Origin of the sequence: Pseudomonas sp. JS425 (assembly GCF_018223845.1) — a bacterium.
Taxonomy (GTDB): domain Bacteria; phylum Pseudomonadota; class Gammaproteobacteria; order Pseudomonadales; family Pseudomonadaceae; genus Aquipseudomonas; species Aquipseudomonas asiatica.
In genome coordinates this window covers 1,809,847-1,834,548 of the sequence record NZ_CP073661.1, presented here as the reverse complement: position 1 = coordinate 1,834,548, position 24,702 = coordinate 1,809,847, and the positions used below count along the sequence as shown (strand labels likewise).

The 24,702-nt window shown below is 62.5% G+C and carries 20 protein-coding genes, 5 tRNA genes and 1 pseudogene; 10 read left to right on the top strand and 16 right to left on the bottom strand.

What is annotated here, in order from left to right; translation table 11 throughout:
• Positions 1-18: 18 nt before the first annotated feature.
• From lpxK to KDB76_RS08455, 3 genes are read right to left on the bottom strand one after another with little or no spacing between them, the layout of a single operon-like run.
• Positions 19-1,020 (bottom strand): tetraacyldisaccharide 4'-kinase, encoded by a 1,002-nt coding sequence (gene lpxK / locus KDB76_RS08465; RefSeq protein WP_013971565.1) that lies wholly within the window; start codon positions 1,018-1,020, stop codon positions 19-21.
• On the bottom strand, positions 1,020-1,454 hold the full coding sequence (locus KDB76_RS08460; protein ID WP_013971564.1) for a biopolymer transporter ExbD: 435 nt from the start codon (positions 1,452-1,454) through the stop codon (positions 1,020-1,022). The genes lpxK and KDB76_RS08460 overlap by 1 nt, the downstream gene beginning before the upstream one ends.
• The gene (locus KDB76_RS08455; RefSeq protein WP_003259970.1) at positions 1,451-2,086 is read right to left on the bottom strand and encodes a MotA/TolQ/ExbB proton channel family protein; all 636 of its coding nucleotides are present in this window, start codon (positions 2,084-2,086) and stop codon (positions 1,451-1,453) included. Before KDB76_RS08455 ends, KDB76_RS08460 begins: the two co-directional genes overlap by 4 nt.
• Between KDB76_RS08455 and KDB76_RS08450 the strand changes: the two genes are divergently transcribed.
• Positions 2,040-2,204: a hypothetical protein gene (locus KDB76_RS08450; protein ID WP_212632291.1), complete on the top strand. Its 165-nt coding sequence runs from the start codon at positions 2,040-2,042 to the stop codon at positions 2,202-2,204. The two genes, KDB76_RS08455 and KDB76_RS08450, sit on opposite strands and share 47 nt — an antisense overlap.
• Positions 2,205-2,304: 100 nt before the next feature.
• Here KDB76_RS08450 and KDB76_RS08445 read toward each other — a convergent pair whose 3' ends face one another.
• The gene (locus tag KDB76_RS08445; protein ID WP_038410377.1) at positions 2,305-4,518 is read right to left on the bottom strand and encodes a DNA internalization-related competence protein ComEC/Rec2; all 2,214 of its coding nucleotides are present in this window, start codon (positions 4,516-4,518) and stop codon (positions 2,305-2,307) included.
• Positions 4,519-4,660: 142 nt separating this feature from the next.
• On the opposite strand from KDB76_RS08445, the pseudogene KDB76_RS08440 reads away from it, so the two are divergent.
• Positions 4,661-5,167: pseudogene (locus tag KDB76_RS08440) on the top strand (DUF2062 domain-containing protein); the annotation flags it as partial.
• A 9-nt stretch (positions 5,168-5,176) separates the two neighbouring features.
• On the opposite strand, the gene KDB76_RS08435 reads toward KDB76_RS08440, so the two are convergent.
• The 3 genes from KDB76_RS08435 to KDB76_RS08425 all read right to left on the bottom strand — a co-directional run bounded on the left by KDB76_RS08435 (position 5,177) and on the right by KDB76_RS08425 (position 7,653).
• Complete coding sequence (locus tag KDB76_RS08435) at positions 5,177-5,956, bottom strand: ABC transporter permease (protein ID WP_003260104.1); 780 nt, start codon at positions 5,954-5,956, stop codon at positions 5,177-5,179.
• The gene (locus KDB76_RS08430) at positions 5,953-6,885 is read right to left on the bottom strand and encodes an ABC transporter ATP-binding protein (RefSeq protein ID WP_013971560.1); all 933 of its coding nucleotides are present in this window, start codon (positions 6,883-6,885) and stop codon (positions 5,953-5,955) included. The genes KDB76_RS08435 and KDB76_RS08430 overlap by 4 nt, the downstream gene beginning before the upstream one ends.
• A 144-nt stretch (positions 6,886-7,029) precedes the next feature.
• Positions 7,030-7,653, bottom strand: coding sequence for a glutathione S-transferase (locus KDB76_RS08425; protein ID WP_024086519.1), 624 nt, complete (start codon positions 7,651-7,653; stop codon positions 7,030-7,032).
• 283 nt (positions 7,654-7,936) lie between these two features.
• Between KDB76_RS08425 and KDB76_RS08420 the strand changes: the two genes are divergently transcribed.
• From KDB76_RS08420 to KDB76_RS08405, 4 genes are all read left to right on the top strand, one after another.
• Entirely contained in the window at positions 7,937-10,384 is a 2,448-nt protein-coding gene (locus KDB76_RS08420; protein WP_024086518.1) for an acyl-CoA dehydrogenase, read from the top strand.
• A 79-nt stretch (positions 10,385-10,463) separates the two neighbouring features.
• Entirely contained in the window at positions 10,464-10,874 is a 411-nt protein-coding gene (locus tag KDB76_RS08415) for a PA2817 family protein (protein ID WP_013971557.1), read from the top strand.
• A gap of 179 nt (positions 10,875-11,053) precedes the next feature.
• Positions 11,054-11,599, top strand: a complete 546-nt coding sequence (locus tag KDB76_RS08410) for a fimbrial protein (RefSeq protein ID WP_013971556.1) — start codon at positions 11,054-11,056, stop codon at positions 11,597-11,599.
• A 57-nt stretch (positions 11,600-11,656) separates the two neighbouring features.
• Positions 11,657-12,400: a molecular chaperone gene (locus tag KDB76_RS08405; RefSeq protein WP_031324438.1), complete on the top strand. Its 744-nt coding sequence runs from the start codon at positions 11,657-11,659 to the stop codon at positions 12,398-12,400.
• On the opposite strand, the gene KDB76_RS08400 is transcribed toward KDB76_RS08405, so the two are convergent.
• Both KDB76_RS08400 and KDB76_RS08395 read right to left on the bottom strand, forming a co-directional pair.
• On the bottom strand, positions 12,384-13,841 hold the full coding sequence (locus tag KDB76_RS08400) for a hypothetical protein (RefSeq protein WP_049798437.1): 1,458 nt from the start codon (positions 13,839-13,841) through the stop codon (positions 12,384-12,386). The two genes, KDB76_RS08405 and KDB76_RS08400, sit on opposite strands and share 17 nt — an antisense overlap.
• Before the next feature lie 58 nt (positions 13,842-13,899).
• The gene (locus KDB76_RS08395; protein WP_341801939.1) at positions 13,900-14,940 is read right to left on the bottom strand and encodes an autotransporter outer membrane beta-barrel domain-containing protein; all 1,041 of its coding nucleotides are present in this window, start codon (positions 14,938-14,940) and stop codon (positions 13,900-13,902) included.
• Here KDB76_RS08395 and KDB76_RS30150 point away from each other — a divergent pair.
• The 3 genes from KDB76_RS30150 (at position 14,940) to KDB76_RS08380 (ending at position 21,075) form a co-directional block, all read left to right on the top strand.
• Complete coding sequence (locus KDB76_RS30150) at positions 14,940-17,231, top strand: RHS repeat-associated core domain-containing protein (protein WP_144241755.1); 2,292 nt, start codon at positions 14,940-14,942, stop codon at positions 17,229-17,231. The two genes, KDB76_RS08395 and KDB76_RS30150, sit on opposite strands and share 1 nt — an antisense overlap.
• Before the next feature lie 225 nt (positions 17,232-17,456).
• The gene (locus KDB76_RS08385) at positions 17,457-19,982 is read left to right on the top strand and encodes a fimbria/pilus outer membrane usher protein (RefSeq protein ID WP_038409124.1); all 2,526 of its coding nucleotides are present in this window, start codon (positions 17,457-17,459) and stop codon (positions 19,980-19,982) included.
• 4 nt (positions 19,983-19,986) lie between these two features.
• On the top strand, positions 19,987-21,075 hold the full coding sequence (locus KDB76_RS08380; RefSeq protein ID WP_024086514.1) for a fimbrial protein: 1,089 nt from the start codon (positions 19,987-19,989) through the stop codon (positions 21,073-21,075).
• Positions 21,076-21,315: 240 nt separating this feature from the next.
• Here the strand turns inward: KDB76_RS08380 and KDB76_RS08375 are convergent.
• The 5 genes from KDB76_RS08375 to KDB76_RS08355 all read right to left on the bottom strand — a co-directional run bounded on the left by KDB76_RS08375 (position 21,316) and on the right by KDB76_RS08355 (position 21,878).
• Positions 21,316-21,391: transfer RNA gene (locus KDB76_RS08375), tRNA-Gly, on the bottom strand.
• Positions 21,392-21,476: 85 nt separating this feature from the next.
• Positions 21,477-21,552: transfer RNA gene (locus tag KDB76_RS08370), tRNA-Gly, on the bottom strand.
• A 3-nt stretch (positions 21,553-21,555) separates the two neighbouring features.
• A tRNA-Glu gene (locus KDB76_RS08365) sits at positions 21,556-21,631 on the bottom strand.
• Between the two features lie 91 nt (positions 21,632-21,722).
• A tRNA-Gly gene (locus tag KDB76_RS08360) sits at positions 21,723-21,798 on the bottom strand.
• A gap of 4 nt (positions 21,799-21,802) precedes the next feature.
• Positions 21,803-21,878: transfer RNA gene (locus KDB76_RS08355), tRNA-Glu, on the bottom strand.
• A 377-nt stretch (positions 21,879-22,255) separates the two neighbouring features.
• Between KDB76_RS08355 and KDB76_RS08350 the strand changes: the two genes are divergently transcribed.
• Complete coding sequence (locus KDB76_RS08350) at positions 22,256-23,023, top strand: hypothetical protein (RefSeq protein ID WP_013971548.1); 768 nt, start codon at positions 22,256-22,258, stop codon at positions 23,021-23,023.
• Positions 23,024-23,150: 127 nt separating this feature from the next.
• Here KDB76_RS08350 and KDB76_RS08345 read toward each other — a convergent pair whose 3' ends face one another.
• Together KDB76_RS08345 and KDB76_RS08340 are read right to left on the bottom strand one after the other, a co-directional pair.
• Positions 23,151-23,633 carry a GAF domain-containing protein gene (locus tag KDB76_RS08345; protein ID WP_003260813.1) on the bottom strand — a complete coding sequence of 161 codons (483 nt, stop codon included), beginning with the start codon at positions 23,631-23,633 and terminating at the stop codon, positions 23,151-23,153.
• Positions 23,634-24,521: an ATP-binding protein gene (locus KDB76_RS08340; RefSeq protein ID WP_013971547.1), complete on the bottom strand. Its 888-nt coding sequence runs from the start codon at positions 24,519-24,521 to the stop codon at positions 23,634-23,636.
• Positions 24,522-24,702: the final 181 nt, after the last annotated feature.

Below are 24,702 nucleotides of genomic sequence, written 5' to 3'. Positions count from 1 at the left end.
CGGGAATTGAAAAAGGGCTCAGGGCTTGCGCAGCAAGCGTTGCAACTGGTTGTCGAACCAGGCGCTGAAAGCCGGCGTGGGCTGCGCCTCGACGGCCAGGTACCACCAGTCGTCAGCGGCGAAGGCCCGGCATTTCACCGCATCCTTCTCGGTCATGACCAGCGGCAGCGGCGGGCTGAAGGCCAGGCTCCGGGCGCTGAACTGCGCATGGTCGGCAAAGGGATGCGGCACCGGCTGCCAGTTTAGCCCCAGCAGGGTATTGAAGAAACGTTGCGGGTTGCCGATACCGGCCACCGCGTGCAGGCGCTGGCCTGCGGGAAAATGGTCAAGCGCACGGCGCTCGCCACTGCGCAGGTTGACCAGGGCGGACGGCTGCAGGCGGAAGCCGAAACCATCGGCGCGGTCTGCGCTGGCGCCGTTGAACAGCACTGCGTCAGCCTCGTGCAGGCGCTCGGCGGGCTCACGCAGTGGCCCCGCCGGCAGGCAGCGGCCATTGCCCAGGCCGCGTGCGGCATCGATCAGCACCAGCTCCAGGTCGCGCGCCAGGCGATAGTGCTGCATGCCGTCGTCACACAGGATCAGGTCGAGGGGTTCGCTGGCCAGCAATGCCTGCACGGCGCGGGAGCGGTCGGGGTCGATCATCAGCGGCACGCCGGTGCGCTGCACGATCAGCAGCGGTTCGTCGCCGGCCTGCCCGGCCACCTGATCGGGCTGCACGCGCCAGGGTAGCTGCGGCGGTTTGGCGCCATAGCCACGGCTGACCACGCCCACCTTCAAACCCTGCTTGCGGCAGTGCTCGATCAGCCAGAGGATCATCGGCGTCTTGCCGGTACCACCCACAGTAATGTTACCCACCACGATGACCGGCACCGGGGCCCGGTAGCTGGCACTTTCGCCACTGAGAAAACGCGCCCGCTTGCGCGTGACCACGCGGCGATACAGCGCCTCCAGCGGGCGCAGCAGCGCCAGGGCCGGGTGCCCGGCGTACCAGGCGGCGAGCAGACGGTCGGCGAAGGCCATCAAGGTGTGCCCTGGGCCGCCTCGACAGTGGTCATGCGCAACTGGCTGAAACCGAGCTTGCCGGCGGCATCCATCGCAGTGACCACGGCCTGGTGCGGGGTCTTGCCGTCGGCGCTGATGGCCAGCGGCAGCTTGTTGTCGCCGCCCGACTCACGCTCGATCGCTTCGCTCAGGGTGGCCAGGTCGCTTTTGGGCAGCAGGTGGTTGTTCACCGAGTACACGCCTTCGGCGCTGATGGTGATTTCCACGAGCTTGCCCTGGTCGGGCGCCGCCGGTTCGGCGCTGGCGGCTTCAGGCAGCTCGACGCGCAGCTGGGTCTCGCGGGTGAAGGTGGTGGTGACCACGAAAAACAGCAGCAGGACGAACACCACGTCGATCAGCGACGCCAGGTTGATGTCGACGTTCTCCCGCTGGCGATTGCGCCGGAACTTCACGCCTTGCCTCCGGCCACTTCCACTTCGCGGTCGCCCTGGATCACTTCCACCAGCTTGATCGCTTCCTGCTCCATGCCCACCACCAACTCATCGATACGGCGCAGCAGGAAGCGGTGGAAGAATACCGCCGGGATACCGACCATCAGGCCGGCCGCGGTGGTGACCAGGGCCTTGGAGATACCACCGGCCAGCACTGCGGCGTTGGCGGTCATCTGCGAGCCCATGAAGGCGCTGAAGATGTCGATCATGCCCAGCACGGTGCCCAGCAGGCCCAGCAGCGGGGCCATGGCGGCGATGGTGCCGAGGGTGCTGATGTAGCGTTCCAGTTCGTGGATGACGCGCGAGGCGGCCTCCTCGATGCATTCCTTCATGATTTCGCGACCATGGCGCGAGTTGGCCAGGCCGGCGGCAAGGATTTCGCCCAATGGCGAATCAGCACGCAGGGCCTTGAGCTTGTCACTGGTCAGTTGCTTGTCCTTGATCCATATCCACACCTGGCCGAGCAGGTGCGGCGGGGTGACGCGACTGACGCGCAGGGTCCACAGGCGCTCGACGACGATAGCCATGGCAGCGATGGAGCTCAGAATGATCGGCAGCATCATCCAACCACCGGACTTGACCAATTCCCACACAGTAAACGCCCCTTCGGAAAAAGGCCGCCACTCTACCATAGGCGCGCCGGGGGCTCATCTGCCGGAGGTCAGGGAATTGGCCTACCCCGGTTTCAACCTTGAGCTGTCGGGTGGCTGAACTGGCCCTTTCGCGGGTGAACCCGCTCCCACAGGTTTTGTACCATCCTCAGGTTCAGTGCAGTACCTGTGGGAGCGGGTTTACCCGCGAAAGGGCCTGCTCAGCCACCGCCCGCATCCCTCCAGAAACGCCGCTGTCGGCGCACACTCTCGACCTCCCCCAGCCTCCCCAGCACCAACCGCAACGCCCCCTGCTCCGCCGTGTCATGCATCACCACCCCATGCCGCCGATAACGTTCGACCACCTGCGCATGCGGGTGCCCGAAGCTGTTGTTGCGCCCGCGCGAAATCAGTACCTCGCGCGGCGCCGTGGCGCGGATGAAGGCCTCGCTGGACGAACTGCGGCTGCCATGGTGCGGCGACTGCAGCCAGTCGATCCGCGGCGCTTCTGTGGCCGCCAGCCAGGCCCGTTCGGCACCGGCTTCCATATCTCCCGCCAGCAACAACCGCTCACCCTGCGCCTCGACCAGCAACGCACAGGAGCGGTCATTGCTGCTCTGTCCATCAGCCCAGCGCCACAGCGAAAAGCGCACGCCATCCCACGTCCATTGCTCGCCACTGGCACAAGGTTGCAGTCGCATTTCATCCAGCACTTCGCCGCCGATTACCCGCTTGACCGGCAGGCCACGTATGATTGCACCAGCACCACCGGCGTGGTCGGCATGGGCGTGGCTGACCAGCATCAAGTCCAGGCTGCCCACCCCCAGCTTGCGCAAGGTCGGCAACACCACCCGCTCGCCCAGGTCGCTCTCTCCCCTGGCCGGCCCGGCGTCGTACAGCAGGTTGTGATGCCGAGTGCGCAACAGCACCGCCAGCCCCTGGCCGACGTCCAGCTGCCAGACCTCGACCTGGCCGAACGGCACCGTCTCCCGGGGTACCCACAGCGCCAGCAGCATTACGCCACCCAACCCGCGCAGTGGTACGCCACGGGGCATCAAAACCAGCAGCGCACCCAGGCACACCAGCAGCCAGGCCCACAACGGCACGGCTGGTGGCAGCCACGCCGGCTGCTGGGCCGCCAGCGCCAGCAGCCGGAAAAGCACATCAAGCAAACCACCCGCCAGCCAGAGCAGCGCCTCCCCTACCCCGCCCAACGGCAGCAGCAAAGTGCCCAGCAACGCCAATGGCAGCACTGCCAAGCTGACCCACGGCACCGCAACAAGGTTGGCCAGCGGCGCACTCAAGCTCACCGGCAAGCCCGTAGCCAGCAGTACCGGCAACAAGCCGATCGCAATCACCCATTGCGCCCGCGTCCAGGCCTGCCAGGGCCGCCAGTTGCCCAGGCGGGCACTGAAGCAATAGACAAGCGTGGCCACGGCCGCGAACGATAGCCAGAACCCGGGCAGCAGCGCGGCCAACGGTTCCAGCAACAGTACGGCAACCAGCGCCAGCAACAACGGCAAGGTCGCACCCAGTTGGCGAAAACGCAGGCGCCAGAGCAACACCACGGCCAGCATCAGGCAGGCACGCTGCACCGGTACACCGCCACCAGCCAACCAACCGTAGGCCAGTGCAGCAGCCATGGCCAAGCCACACGCCCAGGGCAGCCACGGCAGACGAGCGGGCCACAGCCCCCAACGCGCCAGCCCGGCAACCAGGCCATACAGCAAGCCGGCAACCAAGCCGATGTGCTGGCCGGAGATCACCAGCAGGTGCACCGTGCCGGTGGCCTGCAACGTTTGCCAGTCCTCCCGGGCCAGGCCCGCGCCGTCGCCAAGCACCAGCGCCACCAACGCTGCCTGCCGGCCATTGGCGTCCACTGCCAGCAGGCGCTGGCGCAGCGTGTCGCGCCAGCCGCCGGCAACCGGCGCCAGCAACTGCCCGGCCTTGACCGTACCGGTCGCACCGACCCGCCGCGCCAGCAATTGCGCCTCACGGTCCGGCCCATGCGGGTTGAGCAGCCCGGCCGGGCGCTGCAAGGTCACCGCCAGCCGCCACTGCTCGCCCGCGCGCAGCGGCGGGCCGTCGAACCAGCTCAGTTGCAGGCGCTGCGGCAGCTCTGCCCGCCGCGAGCGGGCCGCGTCCAGCTCGAAGCGCACACCCTGCGCAGTCCGGGTCGGCAGGCCGACCACCCGGCCCTCAAGCCACAAGGTGCGACCATCCAGCCCGGTGGCCAGGCGGTCATCCAGGGCCTGCTGCGCAGACCAGCAGGCCCAACACAGGCCCAACAGAAAACAGCCCAGCGGCCACAGCCGCGTGAACAGGCCGAGGCCACCGGCTACAGCCAGCAGCACTAGCCATCCGACAGATGGCAATGCGGGGAGAAAGCCCAGGCACAACAGCCCGAGCGCGAGCGCAAACATCCCTGTGCGCATGAAGTAGAGCTCCAGAAGCGAAATCACCTTCTGAGGCATAGCCCAATTGCCGCCAGTGCTTGCTCAACAATTGTCACAAACTCTAAACGAGACTGAGCGGGAATCAGGGCATACTGCCCGGATCAACGCTCCGGGAGCCTACATGCCGCGCCGACTTTTCAAACGCTACATGCCGGACCCGACCAGTATTCGGGAACACAAGTCCTTACGCTTTTTCGGCAAGTTGCTGCATGACCCGAACCTCTGGCACCTGAACCGCCATTCGGTGGCGAGGGCAATGGGCGTTGGCCTGTTCGCGGCGCTGATCCCGATGCCGGCGCAAATGCTGCTGGCTGCCGCGCTGGCCATTCCGCTACGCGGCAACCTGCCGATCGCGGTCAGCCTGGTTTGGCTGACCAACCCGCTGACCATGCCACCGGTGTTCTTCGTCACTTACATGGCCGGCGCCTGGCTGATGCAGGTACCGCCGCGCACCCTGCCCGACGAACTGACTTTCCAGTGGATCACCGACCAGTTGTCGACGCTGTGGCAACCCTTCCTGCTCGGCTCGGTAGTGTGCGGTGTGGTGCTGGGCATCCTTGGCTACTTCACCACCATGCTCTACTGGCGCTGGTGGGTGGGCCGGCAGTGGCGTCTGCGCCAATGCCGGTGCAAGGCTTCAGGCACGCATGCCGCGGCCGCTGACCAGCAGGCGAACGCACACCAGGTAGAGCACCGCGGTGGCGACCAGCATGAAGGTAATCGCCGTGCCAATGCTGATATCCGACACCCCTAGGATGCCGTAGCGGAACGAGTTGACCATGTGCAGCACCGGGTTGGCCAACGACACGGTCTGCCAGAACGGCGGCAGCAGGTTGATCGAATAGAACACCCCGCCCAGGTAGGTCAGCGGCGTCAGCACGAAGGTCGGGATGATCGAGATGTCGTCGAAGTTGCGCGCGAACACCGCGTTGACGAAGCCCAGCAGCGAGAAGATGGTGGCGGTCAGCAGCACCACGACCACGGTCACGCCCAGGTGGTGCACCTGCAGGTGGGTGAAGAACAGCGACAGGAAAGTCACGATCACGCCCACCGCCAAGCCACGCAGCACGCCACCCAGCACATAACCGACGAGGATGGTGTGTGGCGATACCGGCGACACCATCAGCTCTTCGATGGAGCGCTGGAACTTGCTGCCGAAGAAGCTCGACACCACGTTGCCGTAGGAGTTGGTGATCACCGACATCATGATCAGCCCCGGCACGATGTATTCCATGTAGGTGAAGCCACCCATGTCGCCGATCTGCCGGCCGATCAGGTTACCGAAGATGACGAAGTACAGGACCATGGTGATCGCCGGCGGCAGCAGGGTCTGCGGCCAGATACGCAGGAAGCGCCGCACTTCGCGGTAGACGATGGTGTTCAGGGCGACCCAGTTGGTGCGCAGTTCCACACTCATACGGCCACCTTCGACAGGTTTTTTTCCACCAGGGACACGAACAGCTCCTCGAGTCGGTTGGTCTTGTTGCGCAGGCTCTGCACCTCGATGTTCTGCAGCGCCAGCTGGCCGAACAGCGCAGTGATGCCGATGTCCTTGTCCACCTGCACTTCCAGGGTGTGCGGGGTCAGCAACCGGCACGGGTAGCCCTGCAGCACCGGTGCAGTGGCCAGGTCCTGCCTGAGGTCGAGGACGAAGGTTTCGACATGCAGCTTGCCCAGCAACTGGCGCATGCTGGTGTTCTCGACGATGGTGCCGTGGTCGATGATGCCGATGTTACGGCACAGCTGCTCGGCCTCTTCCAGGTAGTGGGTGGTGAGGATGATGGTGATGCCCTTCTGGTTCAGCTCGGTGAGGAAGCTCCACATCGAACGGCGCAGTTCGATGTCCACACCGGCGGTGGGCTCATCGAGAATCAGCAGGCGCGGCTCGTGGATCAGCGCGCGGGCAATCATCAGGCGGCGCTTCATGCCCCCCGACAGCGAACGCGACTGCACGTCACGCTTGTCCCACAGGCCGAGCTGGGTCAGGTACTGCTCGGCACGCTCCTTGGCCACCTTGGGCGGGATGCCGTAGTAACCGGCCTGGGTCACGACGATGTCGAAGGTTTTCTCGAACTGGTTGAAGTTGAACTCCTGCGGCACCACGCCCAGGCAACGCTTGAGCGCCGACGGCTCGCGGTCCAGATCGTGGCCGAACACGTTGACCGTGCCGCTGGTCTTGTTGACCAGGGTGGAGAGGATGCCGATGGTGGTGGACTTGCCCGCGCCGTTGGGGCCGAGCAAGGCGAAGAAGTCGCCTTCGGCAACATCCAGATCGATGCCCTTGAGGGCCTGGAAGCCGTTGCCGTAGGTCTTGGTCAGCTGTCGGATGGACAGGGCGGAACTCATAGCGGGTCACTTACCGAGAAAAAGGTGCAGGACACGCCAGGTAAAGGCACTGGCGCAGTGAGTGCGGCCAATGGTGCTTGGCCTGGCCGCACAAGTACAGTCATGTGTATTGATAATGACTATCGAAGTGGCCGTGGTGTTCGATCAGGTCAGCGCAGTCATTACCGCTGCCTGGTAGGCAGGACGGGCCTTGAGGCGCTCGTACCAGGCCTCCAGGTGACGCATGGCCGGGCGCTCGATGGGCATTTCGAACCAGGCATAGATGAAGCTGCCCAGTGGGATGTCGCCCATGCCGATCTGGTCACCGGAAAGGTACGGCTGTTTGGCCAGGGCCTCGTCGGCAATGGCCAGCAGCTGGGCGCATTGCTTGTGCGCAGCGTTGATCGCCACCCAGTCGCGCTGGTCTTCCGGGGTGCGCAACAGGCCCCAGAACAGTGGGCGGAATGGCGTGGCGAAGGACGAGGTGGTCCAGTCCATCCACTTGTCCGCCAGGGCGCGCTGACGCGGGTCGTCCAGGTACCAGCCCTGCTCCGCACCGTACTCGGCGCACAGGTAGCGGACGATGGTATTGGACTCCCACAGGGTCAGGTCGCCGTCTTCCAGCATCGGCACCAGGCCGTTGGGGTTGCGGGCACGGTAGTGCGGCTCGTTGACCACGCCGAAGGCGCCGCCGGCGTCGATCGACTCGAAATCCAGGCCCAGTTCGTGGGCGATCCATAGCGCCTTGCGCACATTGCTCGAATTCTTGCGGCCCCAGATCTTCAGCATGGCAACGTCCTTATGAATGCGGAGGTGGTGCAGTCTACTCCAGACTTTCGTCGCCTGTACCGGCCTCTTCGCGGGTAAACCCGCTCCTACAGGGTTCTGCGCCAGACCTGAGAGTGATGCAGTACCTGTGGGAGCGGGTTCACCCGCGAAGAGGCCGGTACAGACAAACACCGGACTGAAACTCCCACCGCCATACCCTGTCACTGTTCTGACCCGGCCGTTCGCAGCGTTGCGTCTAAGCTGTCTGGGACGGCTTACCCCCTGGTTCCAAGGAGGACCGATTATGTTGCTGTTGTGGTTGGTAGTGCTGGTGATCGGCGCGGCGTACCTCACGCACCGGCGCCTGGCGCCCTTGCAGATTCTTGGCATCATGGCGGCTTATGTACTGCTGATGGGCATTTTCAGCAGTGCTCCCGGCTGGCTGCTGACACTGATCTGGATAGTGCTGGCCCTGAAAGTCGCCCTGGTGGCGCTGCCGGAATGGCGCCGCAAGGTATTCACAGGCCCCGTGTTCAACTGGTTCCAGCGCACCCTGCCTCCTATGTCGCAGACCGAGCGCGAGGCGATCGACGCAGGCACCGTATGGTGGGACGGCGAACTGTTCAGCGGCCGTCCCGATTGGCGCACCCTGCTCGCCTACCCGGCTCCGCAGCTGACCGAAGAAGAACAGGCCTTCATCGACGGCCCGACGGAACAACTGTGCGCCATGGTCAGCGACTGGCAGATCGGCCAGGACATGGACCTGCCGGCCGAAGCCTGGGCACATATCAAGCAGAATGGCTTCTTCGCCCTGATCATCCCCAAGGAATATGGCGGCAAGGGCTTTTCAGCCTACGCCCACTCCCAGGTGGCGATGAAACTGGCCACCCGCAGCGGCGACCTGGCTTCCACCGTGATGGTGCCCAACTCGCTCGGCCCGGCCGAGCTGCTGTTGCATTACGGCACCGACGAACAACGCAACCATTACCTGCCACGCCTGGCGCGTGGCGATGAAATCCCCTGCTTCGCCCTCACCGGCCCGCTGGCCGGCTCCGACGCAGGCGCCATGCCTGACACCGGCGTGGTCTGCAAGGGGCAATGGGACGGCGAAGAGGTCATCGGCCTGCGCCTGAACTGGGAAAAGCGCTATATCACCCTCGGGCCCGTCGCCACCCTGCTGGGCCTGGCGTTCAAGGCCTACGACCCGGACCACCTGCTCGGCGAGCAGGAAGATCTGGGTATCAGCCTGGCGCTGATCCCTACCGACACGCCCGGCGTCGAAATCGGCAAACGCCACCTGCCACTGGGCGCCGCGTTCATGAACGGCCCCAACAGCGGCAAGGACGTATTCGTGCCGCTGGATTTCCTCATCGGTGGCCAGGCCATGCTCGGCAAGGGCTGGATGATGCTGATGAACTGCCTGTCGGTAGGCCGCTCCATCTCCCTGCCGGCCGTAGGCACTGGCGCTGCCAAATACACCAGCCTGGTCACCGGCCAATATGCCAATATCCGCGAACAGTTCAATGTTCCGTTGGCCGCCTTCGAAGGCATCCAGGAGTCGCTGGCACGCATCGGCGGCAATGCCTGGCTGATGGACAGCGCGCGGCTGCTGACCGCCAAGGCCGTGGACCTGGGCGAAAAACCTTCGGTGCTGTCGGCGATCCTCAAGTACCACCTCACCGAGCGTGGCCGCGAGTGCATCCAGCACGCCATGGATGTGCATGGCGGCAAGGGCATCATCATGGGCCCGAACAACTACCTGGGGCGCAACTGGCAAGGCGCGCCGATCTTCATCACCGTCGAAGGCGCCAACATTCTTTCGCGCAACCTGATGATCTTCGGCCAGGGCGCCATCCGCTGCCATCCGTTCGTGCTCAAGGAAATGGCTTTGGCCGGGCGCGAGGACGGTGACCAGGCATTGAGGGAATTCGATGACCTGCTGATGAAACACATCATGTTCGCCGCCGGCAATGCGGCCAGCACACTGATACTCAGCCTGGGGCTGGGGCGACTGGAATCCGTGCCCGGCGATGCCCTGAGCCAAGGCTACTTCCGTGCACTCAACCGCCAGGCAGCGGCCTTCGCCATGCTGGCTGACCTGTCGATGATGTTGCTGGGCGGCGCACTGAAACGCCGCGAACGGCTGAGCGCAAGGCTGGGGGATGTGCTGAGTTACTTGTACCTGGGCAGCGCTGCGCTCAAGCGATATCACGACCTGGGCTCACCGGAACATATGCAACCTTTGCTGCGCTGGGCGATGGAAGAAAGCCTGGGCCAGGCAGAAACAGCCCTGGATCGGTTGCTCGACAATTTCCCCAACCGCTTTGTCGGCTGTGCGTTGCGCGTGCTGGTGTTCCCCTTCGGCCGCCGCCACACCGGCCCAAGCGATGAACTGGATGCCGAAGTGGCGGCGTTGATCGGTCGCAGCAAGGGCGACCCAGCCCTGGAGGAGCTGCTTGCAGGTTGCTTCCGCCCGCAGGCCGAAGGCGACCCGGTAGCGGCACTACAGCGGGCCGCCGACTTGCTGGATGGGGCGGCCCCACTGCACAAGGCACTGCACCAGGCTATCAAGGAAGGCAAGGTTCGGCCTGCAACGGGGCAGTCGATAATCGATGCGGCAGTGGAAAGCGGTGCGCTACAGCCTGGTGAGGGGCAACGACTGCAGGAGGCAGAGCACGCCCGGCGGGCAGTGATCGATGTGGATGCCTTCGACAAGACACAGTTGCTGCCCGAACCAGGCAAGGTACGCTGAGCCAGGGGGCCGTTTTGCGGCCCCTTCTGTAACCCGCGTATACTCCGCCCCCGTTTCAACCACCCCGAGGACCGCCCCAATGGCCAACCCCCACCTGGAATATCACCTGCAACTGCTTAACCACCTGCGTACCATCCTGGTGGCCCTGGGTGACGCCGAGCAGGTACCAGAGGAAAGCCACGCCCTGTTCCTCGAGCGTTTCGACGAACTGCTGAGCCTGCTGCCGCAGAATCCGCTGGAAAGCCAATATCTGGGCCAGGACCTGATCTGCCAGGTGATCCAGCGCTACCCGCAAATCGCGCACCTGGTACCACGCGACCTGCTGTGGTTCTTCGGGGGAGACTGCCTGCACTACATGCCTGACGAGGAGCTGGACCTGTACCAGCGCCTTGAAGAGCGCCGCTACGAAGCGGAGCAGAACGACGAGCCGTTCGACTGGCACCAGGAAAAACAACTGCTCTCGTTACCAGGCGACTCTGCCAGCCACTGACCACCTCGACAGTCGCGCCTGATCGAGGCGCGACTTGACGCTGTAGCCAACCGCAATCCCCCGTGCTCATGTTGATTCGCCTTACAGACGCTCGGTGCCGGCCTGCTTAACCTGCATGCGGCCCTGCAATTGCTGACCAGCGCTGACCAGGACTCAAAACTGACCAACGGGTATTTCCAATGAAAAAGACCTTGATCGCCCTCGGCTTGGCCGTGGCCGCCAGTACGGCCCATGCCTTGCCAGACAGCGACACCATCCTCTTCACCGGCAAAGTCAACGGCAACACCTGCTCCATCGAGATTGTCGACCCTTATAGCGGTGCGACACTGAACCCAATCGTGTTGCCTGAGGCTGAAGCTTCCAAGCTCACGGGCGCCATTGACAAAGAGTCGACCCCTCTGGGCTTTGGCATTAGCATCACTGCCGGAACCGGTTGCGACCCGACCGGCAAGAAAGGTGTCGTATCCTTCGCTGGCAAAGACGGCCCGGCAGGCACGGGCGACGCTCTGCATGCACTGCACCCTGGCAGCGCCGCTGGCGTAGCGCTGGCAATCAAGGACAACACCGGCGCCATCATCCCTTGGGGAGCCGAATCCAAGGAATATGACCTGAACGACACCGGCGAAAGCAACATGCTGTTCTACGCCAACCTGCGCTCGACCGCAGCCGTTGTCACCGCCGGGCCAGTCAACGCCACGATTCCTTTCGTGTTCGACCTGAAATAGCCCCCTGGCCGCGCCGAGCGCGGCGCGGCCCCTACTTCACAACGCCCTGTGCAAATCATGTCTAACACTGGATACCAACGCCTCCGACGCGCCCTGCTCCCTCTGTGCCTGGCCCTTTCACTGCCAGCCGCCGAAGCCGCGCTGACCATCAACGCTACCCGGGTGATTCACGCCAGCGACGCTCGCAGCTCTTCGGTCGTGGTCGCCAACCCGACCAACAGGCCTTTCGCCGTGCAGACGTGGGTCAATACCCAGGCGGACGATACACTCACCGCCGTACCGTTGGTGCCAACCCCGGTGCTGTTCCGCCTGGACCCTGGCAAAGACCAACTGGTGCAGATCAACCGACTGCCCAACGACCTTCCGCAAGACCGTGAGTCGCTGTTCTTCTTCAATGTCCAGGAAATTCCGCAGCAGGAAACGTCTGGCCGGAACCAGTTGAACGTCGCCATGCGTACCCGCATCAAGCTGTTCTATCGCCCCACCCAACTCAAGGGCTTGCCGCAGGATAACGTCAAGCAACTGAACTGGTTTCTGCAGCAACGCGATGACGCCCTGTATCTGGTGGTCGACAACCCGACACCATTTCACTTCACTTTCGACCAACTGGAAGTCAGTGGTGCCGGGCAATCGGAAAAACCCAGCGCCATGGCCATGGCACTTCCTTTCGCCCAACAGTCCTACCGGCTGACGCAAATCCGCAGGCTGCAAGGGCTGCAGGTAACTTTCAATACCCTCAACGACTATGGTGCCTCTACTGCCGTCATCCGGCAGCCACTGACTCTCAAGGCTGCAAGGTGATATGTAGCGGCTCGAAATTCGGCAAGTCCGGCCAGGTTTGGCCGGCGTCGAAACTGACCCTCACCTCTACCGAGAATTGCTGCCCCAGCTGCAAACTGCCCAAGAATGTCAGTGGCACCGTTACATCACCGTTTGCACCGATCCCTGAGGTCACCTCTTCCTCGGTGATCGCATGATCGTGCATGACTGGCAGAGCACTACCGGCACCCTCAGCGGATACCCCAGTAACGTCGATGCGAACCCTCTGGTCCAGACCGATCAGTTTCCAGGGCGCCAGGGTAATCGCAGGATTCTGCGCCTGCTCCTTCAATGAGAAGGTATTACCTTCGGTACCCGATAGCTTTGGGATAGTCATCATGTTGCGTGGAAACGGCTGTACCATGACCTGCCTGACAGCCGATACCCAAGGGCCATCGCTTGCGTCTACCTTGTAACGCAGCGGTACCGTCTTGCCGCTCATGGCAACTACGTGACGCTCGCCAATGCAGTAGCGACGCCCCCCCTCCACACCCGGCAGCAACTGCTCACCGAAAAATCCAGGTGCCCATTCCACCGTGAACGGCTCGCCCGGATGAATGACAGCCGAATCGGGTATCCGTATTTCCAGTGGCTCATACATGTCGCTCAGTTGCAGAACCACCTGCTCCTGACTGCCAGCCGCCAGCGGCACTTCAGGCCAGGGCAATACACGAGGTACAGGTTTGGCATCGACGGTGACGGCCTTGGGCACAGACGTCATGCTGGTGTTTCCGGCACGATCACGCAGCAGATACTGCGCATAGCGGCCACCATCACCGCGCTCCCGGATCATCTTGCCGTCATATTCAATGAGCACCGGCTGGCCGGCATCCGCAGCGGTCAAGGTGCGTTCGCCTACCTGGGTGTTGTCCAGCGGCTCGTCATCCCAGTAGTAGACGATCGTGTCGCCCGGCATGAATCCCTGATAGTCCGGCACGCTCGCCCGCAACACTTCGCCATGGTCCTTGAGAAACTTGTCAGTTACCGGCTGTGAGCCCAGGTCAGGAAATTCAAGCCGTCCTCTGTCTCCTCCCAGAATCGGTGCAGTGCGATCGATGGTCAAGGTCAGGGCCCTGGATTCAGTCTTCATTCCGTTATAGCCCCGAACGCAATAGGTAACCAGAACCTCGCCTTCCTTGAGCAGGTAGTCGGCCGGTACATCGATGAACAACTCAGCAGGATCGATCTCGGCGTACCAGGTCTTGTCATCAATGAAGTCGCCATTCCAGAAAAGAGAGAGAGTTTCCCGGTTGCCACCGGGCCCAGGATTGGAAATCGGCCACATTGGAACCTCGATCCGCAAGGGAAGGCCCAGCGTTGCAACCGGCAACAACCCAGGCGCGCCATCCGGGATGTCCTCCAACGCCGCTGGTGTCGAAGGAGGGTCGAGAAAATTGGCGCCGTGTGATGAATCCATAGGCATGATGCCTTCCTCCAAAACCAAAACGCCAAGGGTGAGCACTCGCTCACCCTTGCCAACGTTACCAGCGATAGCTCACGCCGATATTCGCACCCCACGGTTGCTCGATCCGCTCACCGTTGCTGTAATCGAAATCGGCATGCATTTGCAGGCGCTCGTCCAGCGCCACCGCTATTCCGACCCCCAGTTCACCACGCGAACCGGCCAGGTCATTGTCGAAACGATGATCATTGACCTTCACCTCATTACTGCTCACGAATTCATGGGCATACGCGACGCGAAGATAGGGCTGGGCGAAACGCCCCTCACCCAGGTCGAACGTACGCCCCAGGGTGGCGCCGGCCTTGCCCAGCAGTGATCGGGTGTCGTCACCGTGTGCCTTGAGACCGTTGTCCAGGCTGTAGTCCTTGCCCGCGATGCTCACCGCCGACCACTGTGTATATGGCTCGACGAAGTAACCGTCACCCAAGGCGATATGACGGCCGAACTCCACAGATCCACCGACGCCCAGGTTGTCGTAGCTGCCCTTGGCACGCTCGCCGTCGCTCAGAGTCACCTTTGAATCGTTGTCGAAGCGGTTGAGTTTGACCACGCCATCGAAGTAATAGCCGCTACCTGCATCGAGCCAAGTGGCATACAGGCCGAGGTAGTAGCTTTTGACTTCGGCAGAACCGCCACGGGTCAGGTTGAGATCGGACGAACTGTGCCCGGCCATGACCCCCGCCAACCACTGCCCGTCGCCCCAAGGCAACGGCGTGTCCGCCCCCAGGGAAAACCCTTGTTGCGTCTGCTTGTAACCTGCCTGCTCGCCGACGTTGTACTGGTTGCCATAAGCTCTGGCCCAGGCCCCTGCCTTGCGCTCGTCCAGGCGCAATTCGCCCATGCGCCCACGCAAGCTGGTCAACTCACCGTACCAGACCGTCGGCGCAGTATTGAACAACGCCAGCACCGATGCGGTGCCAGGGCTGATGACCTTGCTCGAGCCATCAAGGAACCAATCGTTGCCACGCTGTGCCAAGGCATAGGAAAACGCGCCTAGGTCCACCGGCCCGTTGAGCAACGAGAACGAAGCATCGCCACTCTCGATGTGGACCAGGTGCAATGAATTCGGCGCGGTCGGCTCACCGCACCAGCAAGCGCACCCATACCTACAGCTATCAGCCAGAAGTCACGACCTTGCCCACCAGGATCAGCACCACCCTCACCAGCGAGCAAGGGCAGCTGACGACAAGCCTCGACAACCCAAGCTTTGCATTCGAGCGCCCGGATGCCTCCATTACTTCGGCCAGTAACCCCGAGGGCAAACGCACCTACCGCTATACCGACCAGGGCTACCTGCTACAGGAAAGCTGGACAGGCGAAACGGCGAACAACCGCATCAACGACGACCATACCATCCGTTACCGCCACTCGCTGCTGGGCCGCACCTTGGAACGCAGTAGCGACGACACCGAGAACACCATTTACCGCTATGACCCGCAGGGGCGCGTGGCAAAAATCCTGCAGGGTACGCTGGAAGCCAGCTTTGAATACGACGAAGATGGCCGAGTGAAAAAAACCGAAACCGTAGACCAGTACAGCAAACGCAAGGTCACCTGCGAACAGCAGTACGACTGCTTCGGTCGCGAGGTGCAACGCACCCTGACACTGGACAACGGAACGGTAGAGGTGCTGGAGCAGAAATGGCGTGACGATGACCAGTTGCACATCCGGACCCGCCATCAGTCCGGCGTGCTGCTGCTTGAGGAAATCTTCGCCTACGACGACCTGGACCGCCTGGAACGTGTGGACTACAGCGGTTCGCAACTGCCCCGCAACACGGCCGGGCGTGCCATGACCTCTCAGGTAATGCGCTTCAATGAAAGGGACCAACTGACCCGCTGCTCTACCAGCTTCGCAGATGGCGAAACGGACAGCGCCCGCTTTACCTACAAAACCGATGGCAGTTGCCAGCTCCAACGCGTGACCCACACCCTGCAGCCCGACTACCCCGCCGACCAGGTCTTCGAGTACGACAAAGACGGCAACATGCGCAACGATGAATGGGGTCGGAAGCTGCACTACGATGACCGCAGCCGGCTCACCGAAGTTCGCGCCAGCGACGATAAAGAGGTGTTGGCCAGGTACCGTTACGACGGCCATGATCACTTGGTCGGAACCAGGTACGGCGAAGCCGCTGAGGTGCAACGCCGCTACCAGGGCTATCGCCTCAGTGCCACCCTCGAGCAAGGCGTGTTGACCCGCTATCTGTACGACGGTGAGGCAGCACTGGCCATGCAAGTGGACGGGCAGCCGCACGATAACCGCCTGCTACTTACCGATGCGGCGTACAGCGTGATCGGGGAGTATGCCGAAAGTGGCCTGCACAATACCCGCTACAGTGTTTACGGAGAGCGCACGCTGGACAAGGACGACGAGGAAGAGAAGTCCCTGGCCAGCCTGGTGGCGTTCAAAGGCGAGGTACGCGAACCCGTCTTTGGCTGGTATATGCTGGGCCGCGGCTACCGCGCCTACAGCCCAGGGCTGATGTGCTTCAACAGCCCGGACTCGCTCGCACCGGAGCAATCCGGGCTCAACCCTTACCTGTACGTATTGGGCAACCCGGTCAACTGGCGCGACCCCACCGGCCATTACGCCGAGGGCAACAACGATCCGCTACCGCCCGTCATAGACCCCATGAAGGAACCCAAGCAGAATTTCCTGGAGAAGTGGCAGAACGTGGGATTCGCCCTGATAGGCGCTGTTGTCGGCGTGGCCTTCATGTTTGCCTTCCCGCCTGCAGGCATCGGCATTGTATTTGCCGTGGCCGGCGGTGTTGTTACGGCTGCTGGCTTGGGTCTGGCAGTGGCCGGTACACTGACGGATAACAATACTATGGCCATAGCTGGCATTGGGTTGACAGCTCTCGGTGGCGGTTTGATGTCCTTGGCTTCAGTTGGGACGAGAGTTAGCGAAGCGTTTAGAACACCGAGAAAAAGCGTATCAGGAGAAGTTCGCACGAGGAGCGATTCGGTCCAGACAGCGAGTGGTGCAAATAATGACAGTGTTAACGTCGTTAACCCTGTCCAAGTAGCTCCTGAAAACATTTCTCTAGCCACTACGGCTACCGAAAACAGCAGGGTACGCAGAGTAAGCGCGCCTGAGATATCGACAAATGCAAGTTCCACGGAACCAGTCCAACAAACGCCCCAAGGAGGCCCTGAAAGTACTGGAAGTCAACCGCCTGCCCCTCCTAGACAACGGGCTGCTTCGACTGAAAACCTCGAAGACCTTATGAGTCAAATACGTAACTTTAGACAGTTTGACCGACATGTCGACATACGTACAATACGAGCCAGGAACTTCGATAGGAGAGAGTTCCACGGTGTATCCCCAATACCACGCCCTGATTAATTAGTTCACACCTACATTCATTACCAATACAAGTTACCTCTGTTCTCCAGGGCCCTTCGGGGCCCTGATTTTTCACTCCATCCCGCTGCAAACTATTCCCCTCCTCAAACAGAAATCACCTACATCCTGAATCTCCATTAATTCCTATCGTGCGGTCCTTCGTTCTCGCTGCCACGGCCAACCTGCACAAAGGCCAGGCCCGTCGCCCCCGATAGGTAACCGCCCATGCCCCCCCTCCCCCAACGCTCACGCATGCCATCCCGCCTGCGCCTTGCGCCGTTGCTGGCGCTGGGTGGCACCAGCCTGCTGCTGTGTGCCTACCGGCCGGTACAGGCCAGCCCGCCATCACCGGTGTTCAACGCCAGCTTCATGCGCCAGGCGCCCGGCGAGTCGGCCGACGCCGCACAACTGGCACTACAATCACTCGCTGCCAGTGCAGCCTTGGCACCCGGCCGTTACCGTGTGAGCATTACCCTGAACCTGGCTCTGCTCGGCGAGCACGAGCTGGATTTCCTGCCCAGCCTGGACCAACAAGGCCTGCAAGCCTGCCTCTCGGCAGACCTGTTGCGCGAATTCGGGCTGCGCGAAGAGGCCCTGGAGCAGCCGCTGGATGACAGCATGCCCTGTCAGGACCTTGTCAAACTGCTGCCTGATGCCCGTGCCGAACTGGACCCCGGCAAGCTGCAACTGGCCGTGTCGATCCCGCAATTCGCCCTGCGCCGCGACATTGCCGGTGCGGTACCGGCCGAGCGCTGGGACGCCGGCATCAACGCCGCCTTCCTCAACTACCAGGTCGCCACCCAGGCCCTCAACCGCCGGGACGGCAGCCAAGCCAGCCACGACCTGCTGCTCAACAGCGGCGTCAACCTGGGCAGCTGGCGCCTGCGCAGCAGCCAGGCGCTACGCGACGACGGCCAAGGGGAACGCAGCTGGACCCGCAGCAATACCTATGTGCAACGCGACCTGCCCGACAACCGCGGCAACTTCACCCTCGGCGAAACCTTCAGCCACGGCGAAGTCTTCCGCAGCCTGCCGTTCAAGGGCATGCAGGTGGCCTCTGACATGGGCATGCTGCCTGATGTGATGCAAAGCTATGCACCGGTCATCCGTGGCGTCGCCCAGACCCGGGCGAAACTGGAGGTGCTGCTCAACGGCTACCCGATCTACACCACCTTCGTCGCCCCAGGGCCCTATGTGATCGATGACCTTGGCGTTGGCGGCGGCAGCGGTGAGCTGGAAGTGGTGCTGACCGAGGCCGACGGCCAGGTACGGCGCTTCCTCCAGCCGTATTCCAGCCTGACCAACCTGCTGCGCCAGGGCGTATGGCGCTACAGCGCCACCCTGGGCCGCTACAATGGCGCCGAACACCTCGACAATCCATTGCTGTGGCAGGCGACCCTGGCCCGCGGCGGCAGTTGGAGCACCTTGTATGGCGGCGTGCAGGGCGGCGATTACTACCGCGCCGCACTGCTCGGCATGGCCCGCGACCTGGGGCACCTGGGCGCGGTGTCGCTGGATGTCACCCAGGCCAGCGCCGACCTGGGCCAGCGCCTCGGCCAAGTGCAGGGCCAGAGTTATTCCGCCCGCTACGGCAAGGCGTTCACCACCGGTACCAATCTGCGATTCGCCGGCTACCGCTACTCCAGCGAAGGTTACCGCGACTACGACGAGGCCGTACGCGAACGCAATGCCTACAGCGGCTACCTCGGCAACCGCCGCAGCCGCCTCGAAGCGTCGGTATACCAGAGCCTGGGCAATTACGGCTCGCTGAGCCTGTCGCTGTCCCAGGACGACTACTGGCGCAACAACCTGCAACGCAGGCAGTACCAGCTGCAGTACAACACCCAGTACCGCAACATCAACTTCAACCTGTTCGCCTCGCAATCGCTGACCCGCAACAACCACCAGGACCGCCTGATCGGCCTGAACATTACCTTGCCCCTGGACTGGTTCAACGGTGCCAGTGCCACGATCGGCACCCAGGCCAGCAACGGGCGCCAGAGCCAGCGCGCCAGCCTCAGCGGCGGCGCACTGGACAATCGTTTAAGGTATACCGCCTCGACCACCCGCGATATCCAGCAACAGACATCCGGCGCATTGTCGGTCGGCTATCAAGGGGCCTGGGCCAACGTCGGTGCCGGCTACACCCAGGGCAACGACTATCAGTCATTCTCGGCCAACGCCAGTGGCGCCATGGTGCTGCACGCGGGCGGCCTGACCATTGGCAGCCAACTCGGCGAAACCAACGCCCTTGTCGAGGTCCCTGGCACACCAGGCCTCGGTGTGCAGAGCACCCCTGGCGGAAGGACCGACAGCGCCGGCTACCTGATCGCACCACACCTGCGCCCCTATCGCAGCAACCCGCTGCACCTGGACACCGCCGACCTGGCGCCACAGGTACAGATAGACAACGGCAGCACCCAGGTTGTCCCCCGCCGCGGCGCAATCGTCAAAGCAACCTTTGCCGCACGCAATGTCAGCCGCTTGATCCTGACCTTGCTACAGGCCAACGGCAAGCCGCTGCCCTTTGGCGCCCAAGTCAGTGATGAGCAGGGCCAGGTATTGGCGGTGGTCGGCCAGGCCGGCCAGGCGCTGGTGGCCACCGATGACAAACCACAGCCATTGCACGTGCAGTGGGGCGGCCAGACCTGCCAGTTGGCCATCGCCCCTCGAAGCATGCGCGAGGAACAAGGCTACCGCCTTCAGACCCTGCAATGCCCGCAATCCTCGACAGACAGCCCCCGGACCTGAACCCATGAAACCATCCACCCGCGTCTCGTTGACTTCCCTGTGCCTGGCACTGCTGGCCAGCGGCGAGGTCTTTGCACGATCGGCCTGCGACTGGAGCGGCGGCATCAGCGGCGAACTGGAGCACAACATCGATCTCAAACACCAATGGGTAGGCCGCGATGCGCCAATCGGGTCGGTCATTGGCCAGGCCGAAACTTACTACAACCGGCCCAACGAAGCTGGCCTCCAGGTAATCTGTACCAATTTCATGGCCGAAGGCCCAACCCTTACGGCCAACGTGAACAACACCCAGCCACTGTTCACTGGTTCGCTGCCGCCGATCAACGGCGAAGACCTCACCGGCCGCGTGATCCAGACCGGCGTGGATGGTATCGGCATTCATGTGCGCCTGGTCGCACCATATCACGGCAAAGGTGGCAGCCCCAGCAATGCCTGGACTTACATCAACTGGACGTCGGTCCCGTGGCAAGGCTACGCCGATCACGACCCTGGCCCCACCGGCATCCAACTGAACAACCTGCGTGCATACATCACGCTGATCAAGACTGGCCCGATTGCCCCCGGCCCCCACTCCTTCAACGGTATTCAACTGTTCAGTGGCACCTACAGCGATGTCGGCACCGTGATGCGTGCGCACTTGCATGGCACAGTGACCACCGCGCAATGCACGCTGAAGGCCAACGCCGTCAGCCCGGCCCCGGTAGATCTGGGCACCCACGACGTGAAGGACTTCGGCAAACCTGATGACTTCACGAAAGCAGTCCCCTTCAGGATCACACTCAACGACTGCGAAAGCGACGCATCAGGCGGCACCCAGGCCTATATACGGCTCGACGGAGCCAATGGGTCGAAACCGATAGACGTCGACAAGGGTGTATTCAGCCTGTCCAGCGGTTCGGGGGCTACTGGCATCGGTATCCAGGTGCTGCACGCAGACGGCAGCCCCTTTCGGCTGGAAGAAGAAGTTGCCGTGATGCCGCTGAGCCCCGGCGACCTCACCCTGAATTTCCAGGCCCGCTATTACCAGACCGCGCCCACCGTAACCCCGGGCGAGGCCAATGGAGCACTCAATTTCACCGTCACTTATCGCTGATTTGCACCCGGCCTGGCAACTTGCTTGCCAGGTTGTTGGTTTGGGAAAAGCAAAAACGCAAAAATGCTCCGCATCGAAAGATGGGGAGCATTTCTCGTTATAGGGTGCGCCCACCACGTACAGCCCAAGCGGGCAATCCGTGTCCTGGGAGCCAGGAAAATGAAGCCATGAGAGGCTGGAGAGCTTTTTTCAGTACAAAAGCAAACGCCCCGAACAAGTCGGGGCGTCTGGTTACATGTTTGGAGCGGGAAACGAGACTCGAACTCGCGACCCCGACCTTGGCAAGGTCGTGCTCTACCAACTGAGCTATTCCCGCATTTTGAAGCTTTACCACTATCGGCGTGAAGCGCCTTGAAGACCTTCACCACCACTGCACCGCATAGACGCCACAGTATTTAAACTGGAGCGGGAAACGAGACTCGAACTCGCGACCCCGACCTTGGCAAGGTCGTGCTCTACCAACTGAGCTATTCCCGCAAATGGCGTCCCCTAGGGGACTCGAACCCCTGTTACCGCCGTGAAAGGGCGGTGTCCTAGGCCACTAGACGAAGGGGACACACGACACTTTTCAGTGCACCAGGTTTGAACCTCACGATTCAGCCTGGATTTTCTTTTCCTGCCCCGCAGTTAAGCGTTGCCGGAGAAACTGGAGCGGGAAACGAGACTCGAACTCGCGACCCCGACCTTGGCAAGGTCGTGCTCTACCAACTGAGCTATTCCCGCAATTTGGCGTCCCCTAGGGGACTCGAACCCCTGTTACCGCCGTGAAAGGGCGGTGTCCTAGGCCACTAGACGAAGGGGACACGCTGCTGGCATTACTGCCTGCTTTCACTCCCTGCCGCGTTTCGCTGTGTGCTTTACGCTGCAAGTGGCGCGCATTCTATGGATGGTTCGGACAGGCGTCAACCCCTTTGTAGAAATTTATTTAAATCAATGACTTCCGGGTGTGTTGGGGTGCAGATGCGGGATGGGTTGCCGATATAGAGAGAAGCAATCCTGTGCCGGCCCTTTCGCGGCTAAAGCCGCTCCCACAGGGACCGTGCGCAGCTTGAAGGCAGTGCCGTACCTGTGGGAGCGGCTTTAGCCGCGAAAGGGCCGGCACAGGGATTTAGCAGCTGTTCGTCCCACACCGAACTCACTACACTCAAAGCTGTAATTCTTCTTCAATGAGGCATTAACGGTGACACCACTTCTGATCACCCTGCTCATCGTGGCGGGTATCGCGCTGCTGATCGTGATCGGCTACCTAAACAATGTGGTCGAGAACGGCAAGCTCGAGCGCGCCCGGATGAAGATCGAGCTGGCCGACCGCCTGCGCCGCTGTGGCGAAATCACCGAGACCTTCCCCGGCCAGTTCATGACCCCGGCGCTGAAGTTGCTGCTGACCCGCCTGGAGCTCAACCTCAACCAGCGTCAATTGGCGATGGACAAGCACAATGCCGAGATCAAGGCGCGCATCGCCGAACTGGAAAACCTGATTGCCCAGGGTACGCAGATCCCGGTGAACAACCCGCCCAACCCGATCCAGACCGAGATCAAGGCCAAGGATGTGCGTTTCCTGCTGGAGGCGTTGCACAACCAGGTGACCCGAGCCGCCCAGGAGGGCTTCCTGCCCACGCCCGAGGCCAAGCAATGGATCAAGGAAATCCGCCATATCCTGGTGCTGCTGCATATCGAGTTCTTCAACAACCTCGGCCAGCAGGCCCTGCAGCAGAACCAGCCAGGCCAGGCGCGCCTGGCCTTCGAGCGCGGCGTGCAGTACCTGCGCAAGCAGCCGGAACCGAAGGTGTATGAAGAGCAGCTGACGTACCTGGAGAAGCTGCTGGCTCGGGCCAACGCCCAGGTGCTGGACCGCCTGGCCCCGGCGGAGGACGAGCAGAATGAACTGACCCAGGGGCTCAAGACCGATGAGGAAGAGACCTGGAAGAAGAAGGTGATGTACGACTGATGCTTTAACCTGTACCGGCCTCTTCGCGGCTAAAGCCGCTCCTACAGGGACCGCATCGCCCTCAGGCTTGGTGCGATCCTTGTAGGAGCGGCTTTAGCCGCGAAGAGGCCGGTACAGGCAGCGACCATCAGCAGTCGGTCAGCTCCAGAAAAATCGCCGCCAACCGCTCCAGCCCCACCTGATCCGCCTCACTGAAGCGCCCAAGCTTCGGGCTGTCCAGGTCCAGCACACCAATCAACCTGCCCTCCTTCACCAGCGGGATTACCAGCTCGCTGTTGGACGCACTGTCACAGGCAATATGCCCTGGGAACGCATGCACGTCCTCTACCCGCTGAGTCTGCCGGGTGGCCGCTGCCGCCCCGCACACGCCCTTGCTGAACGGGATGCGCACGCACGCCACCTGGCCCTGGAACGGGCCCAGCACCAGTTCTTCGTTGCGGTTGAGGTAGAACCCCGCCCAGTTGAGGTCGTCCACCTGGTTATAGAGGAATGCCGAAAACTGCGCGGCATTGGCGATGAAGTCACGCTCGTCGGCAAACAGCGCCTGCACTTGCGCCGCCAGCAGGTTGTAACCGTCGAGGCCGGCGCCACTGGCATTGAGGTCGATCATTTACTTTTGCTCCAGCAATTGCAGCCCGACCCAGTAGCGGGCGAACTGATAGGCACAACGGCCATTACGGTTACCGCGGCCGGTGGCCCAGCGCACGGCGAGGATGTCGAGTTCTTCGCTGCGCTGCCAGGCCAGGCCGGCAGTTTGCGCGAGCTGGCCGATCCAGTGCTCGACCACGTTCAGGAAGTGTTCCTGGGTGAAGGGGTAGAACGACAGCCACAGGCCAAAACGGTCGGACAGGGCAATCTTGTCTTCCACCGCTTCACTGGGGTGCAGCTCGCCGTCCACGCGCTTCCAGTTCTCGTTGTCGCTCTCCTTTTCCGGCACCAGGTGGCGGCGGTTGGAGGTGGCGTACAGCAGCACGTTGTCCGGAGCCTGCTCGAGCGAGCCGTCGAGCACGCTCTTGAGCACCCGGTAGTCGCCCTCCCCGGCTTCGAACGACAGGTCGTCGCAGAACAGGATGAAGCGCTGCGGCAGCTTCTGCAGCTGCTCGACCACCCGTGGCAGGTCGGCCAGGTGGTCGCGTTCGATTTCGATCAGGCGCAGGCCGGCACCCGCGTGCTCGGCCAGCAGGGCACGTACCAGCGACGACTTGCCGGTGCCGCGCGAGCCCCACAGCAGTGCATGGTTGGCAGGCATGCCGTTGATGAACTGATGGGTGTTGCGGCCCAATTGGTCACGCTGCTGGTCGACGCCGATCAGGTCGCTGAGGCGAATGTCCAGGCTGACTTCCAGTGGCAGCAGGTAGCCGCTGCGGCCATCACGCTGCCAGCGCGCGGCCAGGGTAGTGGCCCAGTCGATGTTCGGGCGCTGGGCCGGCAACAGGGGTTCGAGGCGGGCCAGTACCGATTCGGCGCGGTCCAGGAAAGCAATCAAGCGAGCGTCCATCAGGGCTCCTGCAAATTCAGATTCGGGGCTGCTGTGCCGGCCTCTTCGCGGCTAAAGCCGCTCCCACAGGCACATCACAGGTCTCAAGGGCGGTGATAAACCTGTGGGAGCGGCTTTAGCCGCGAATAGGCCGGCACAGCCAGTAGAGCAATCAAGGCTGAATGTGTGACAGACCCACCAG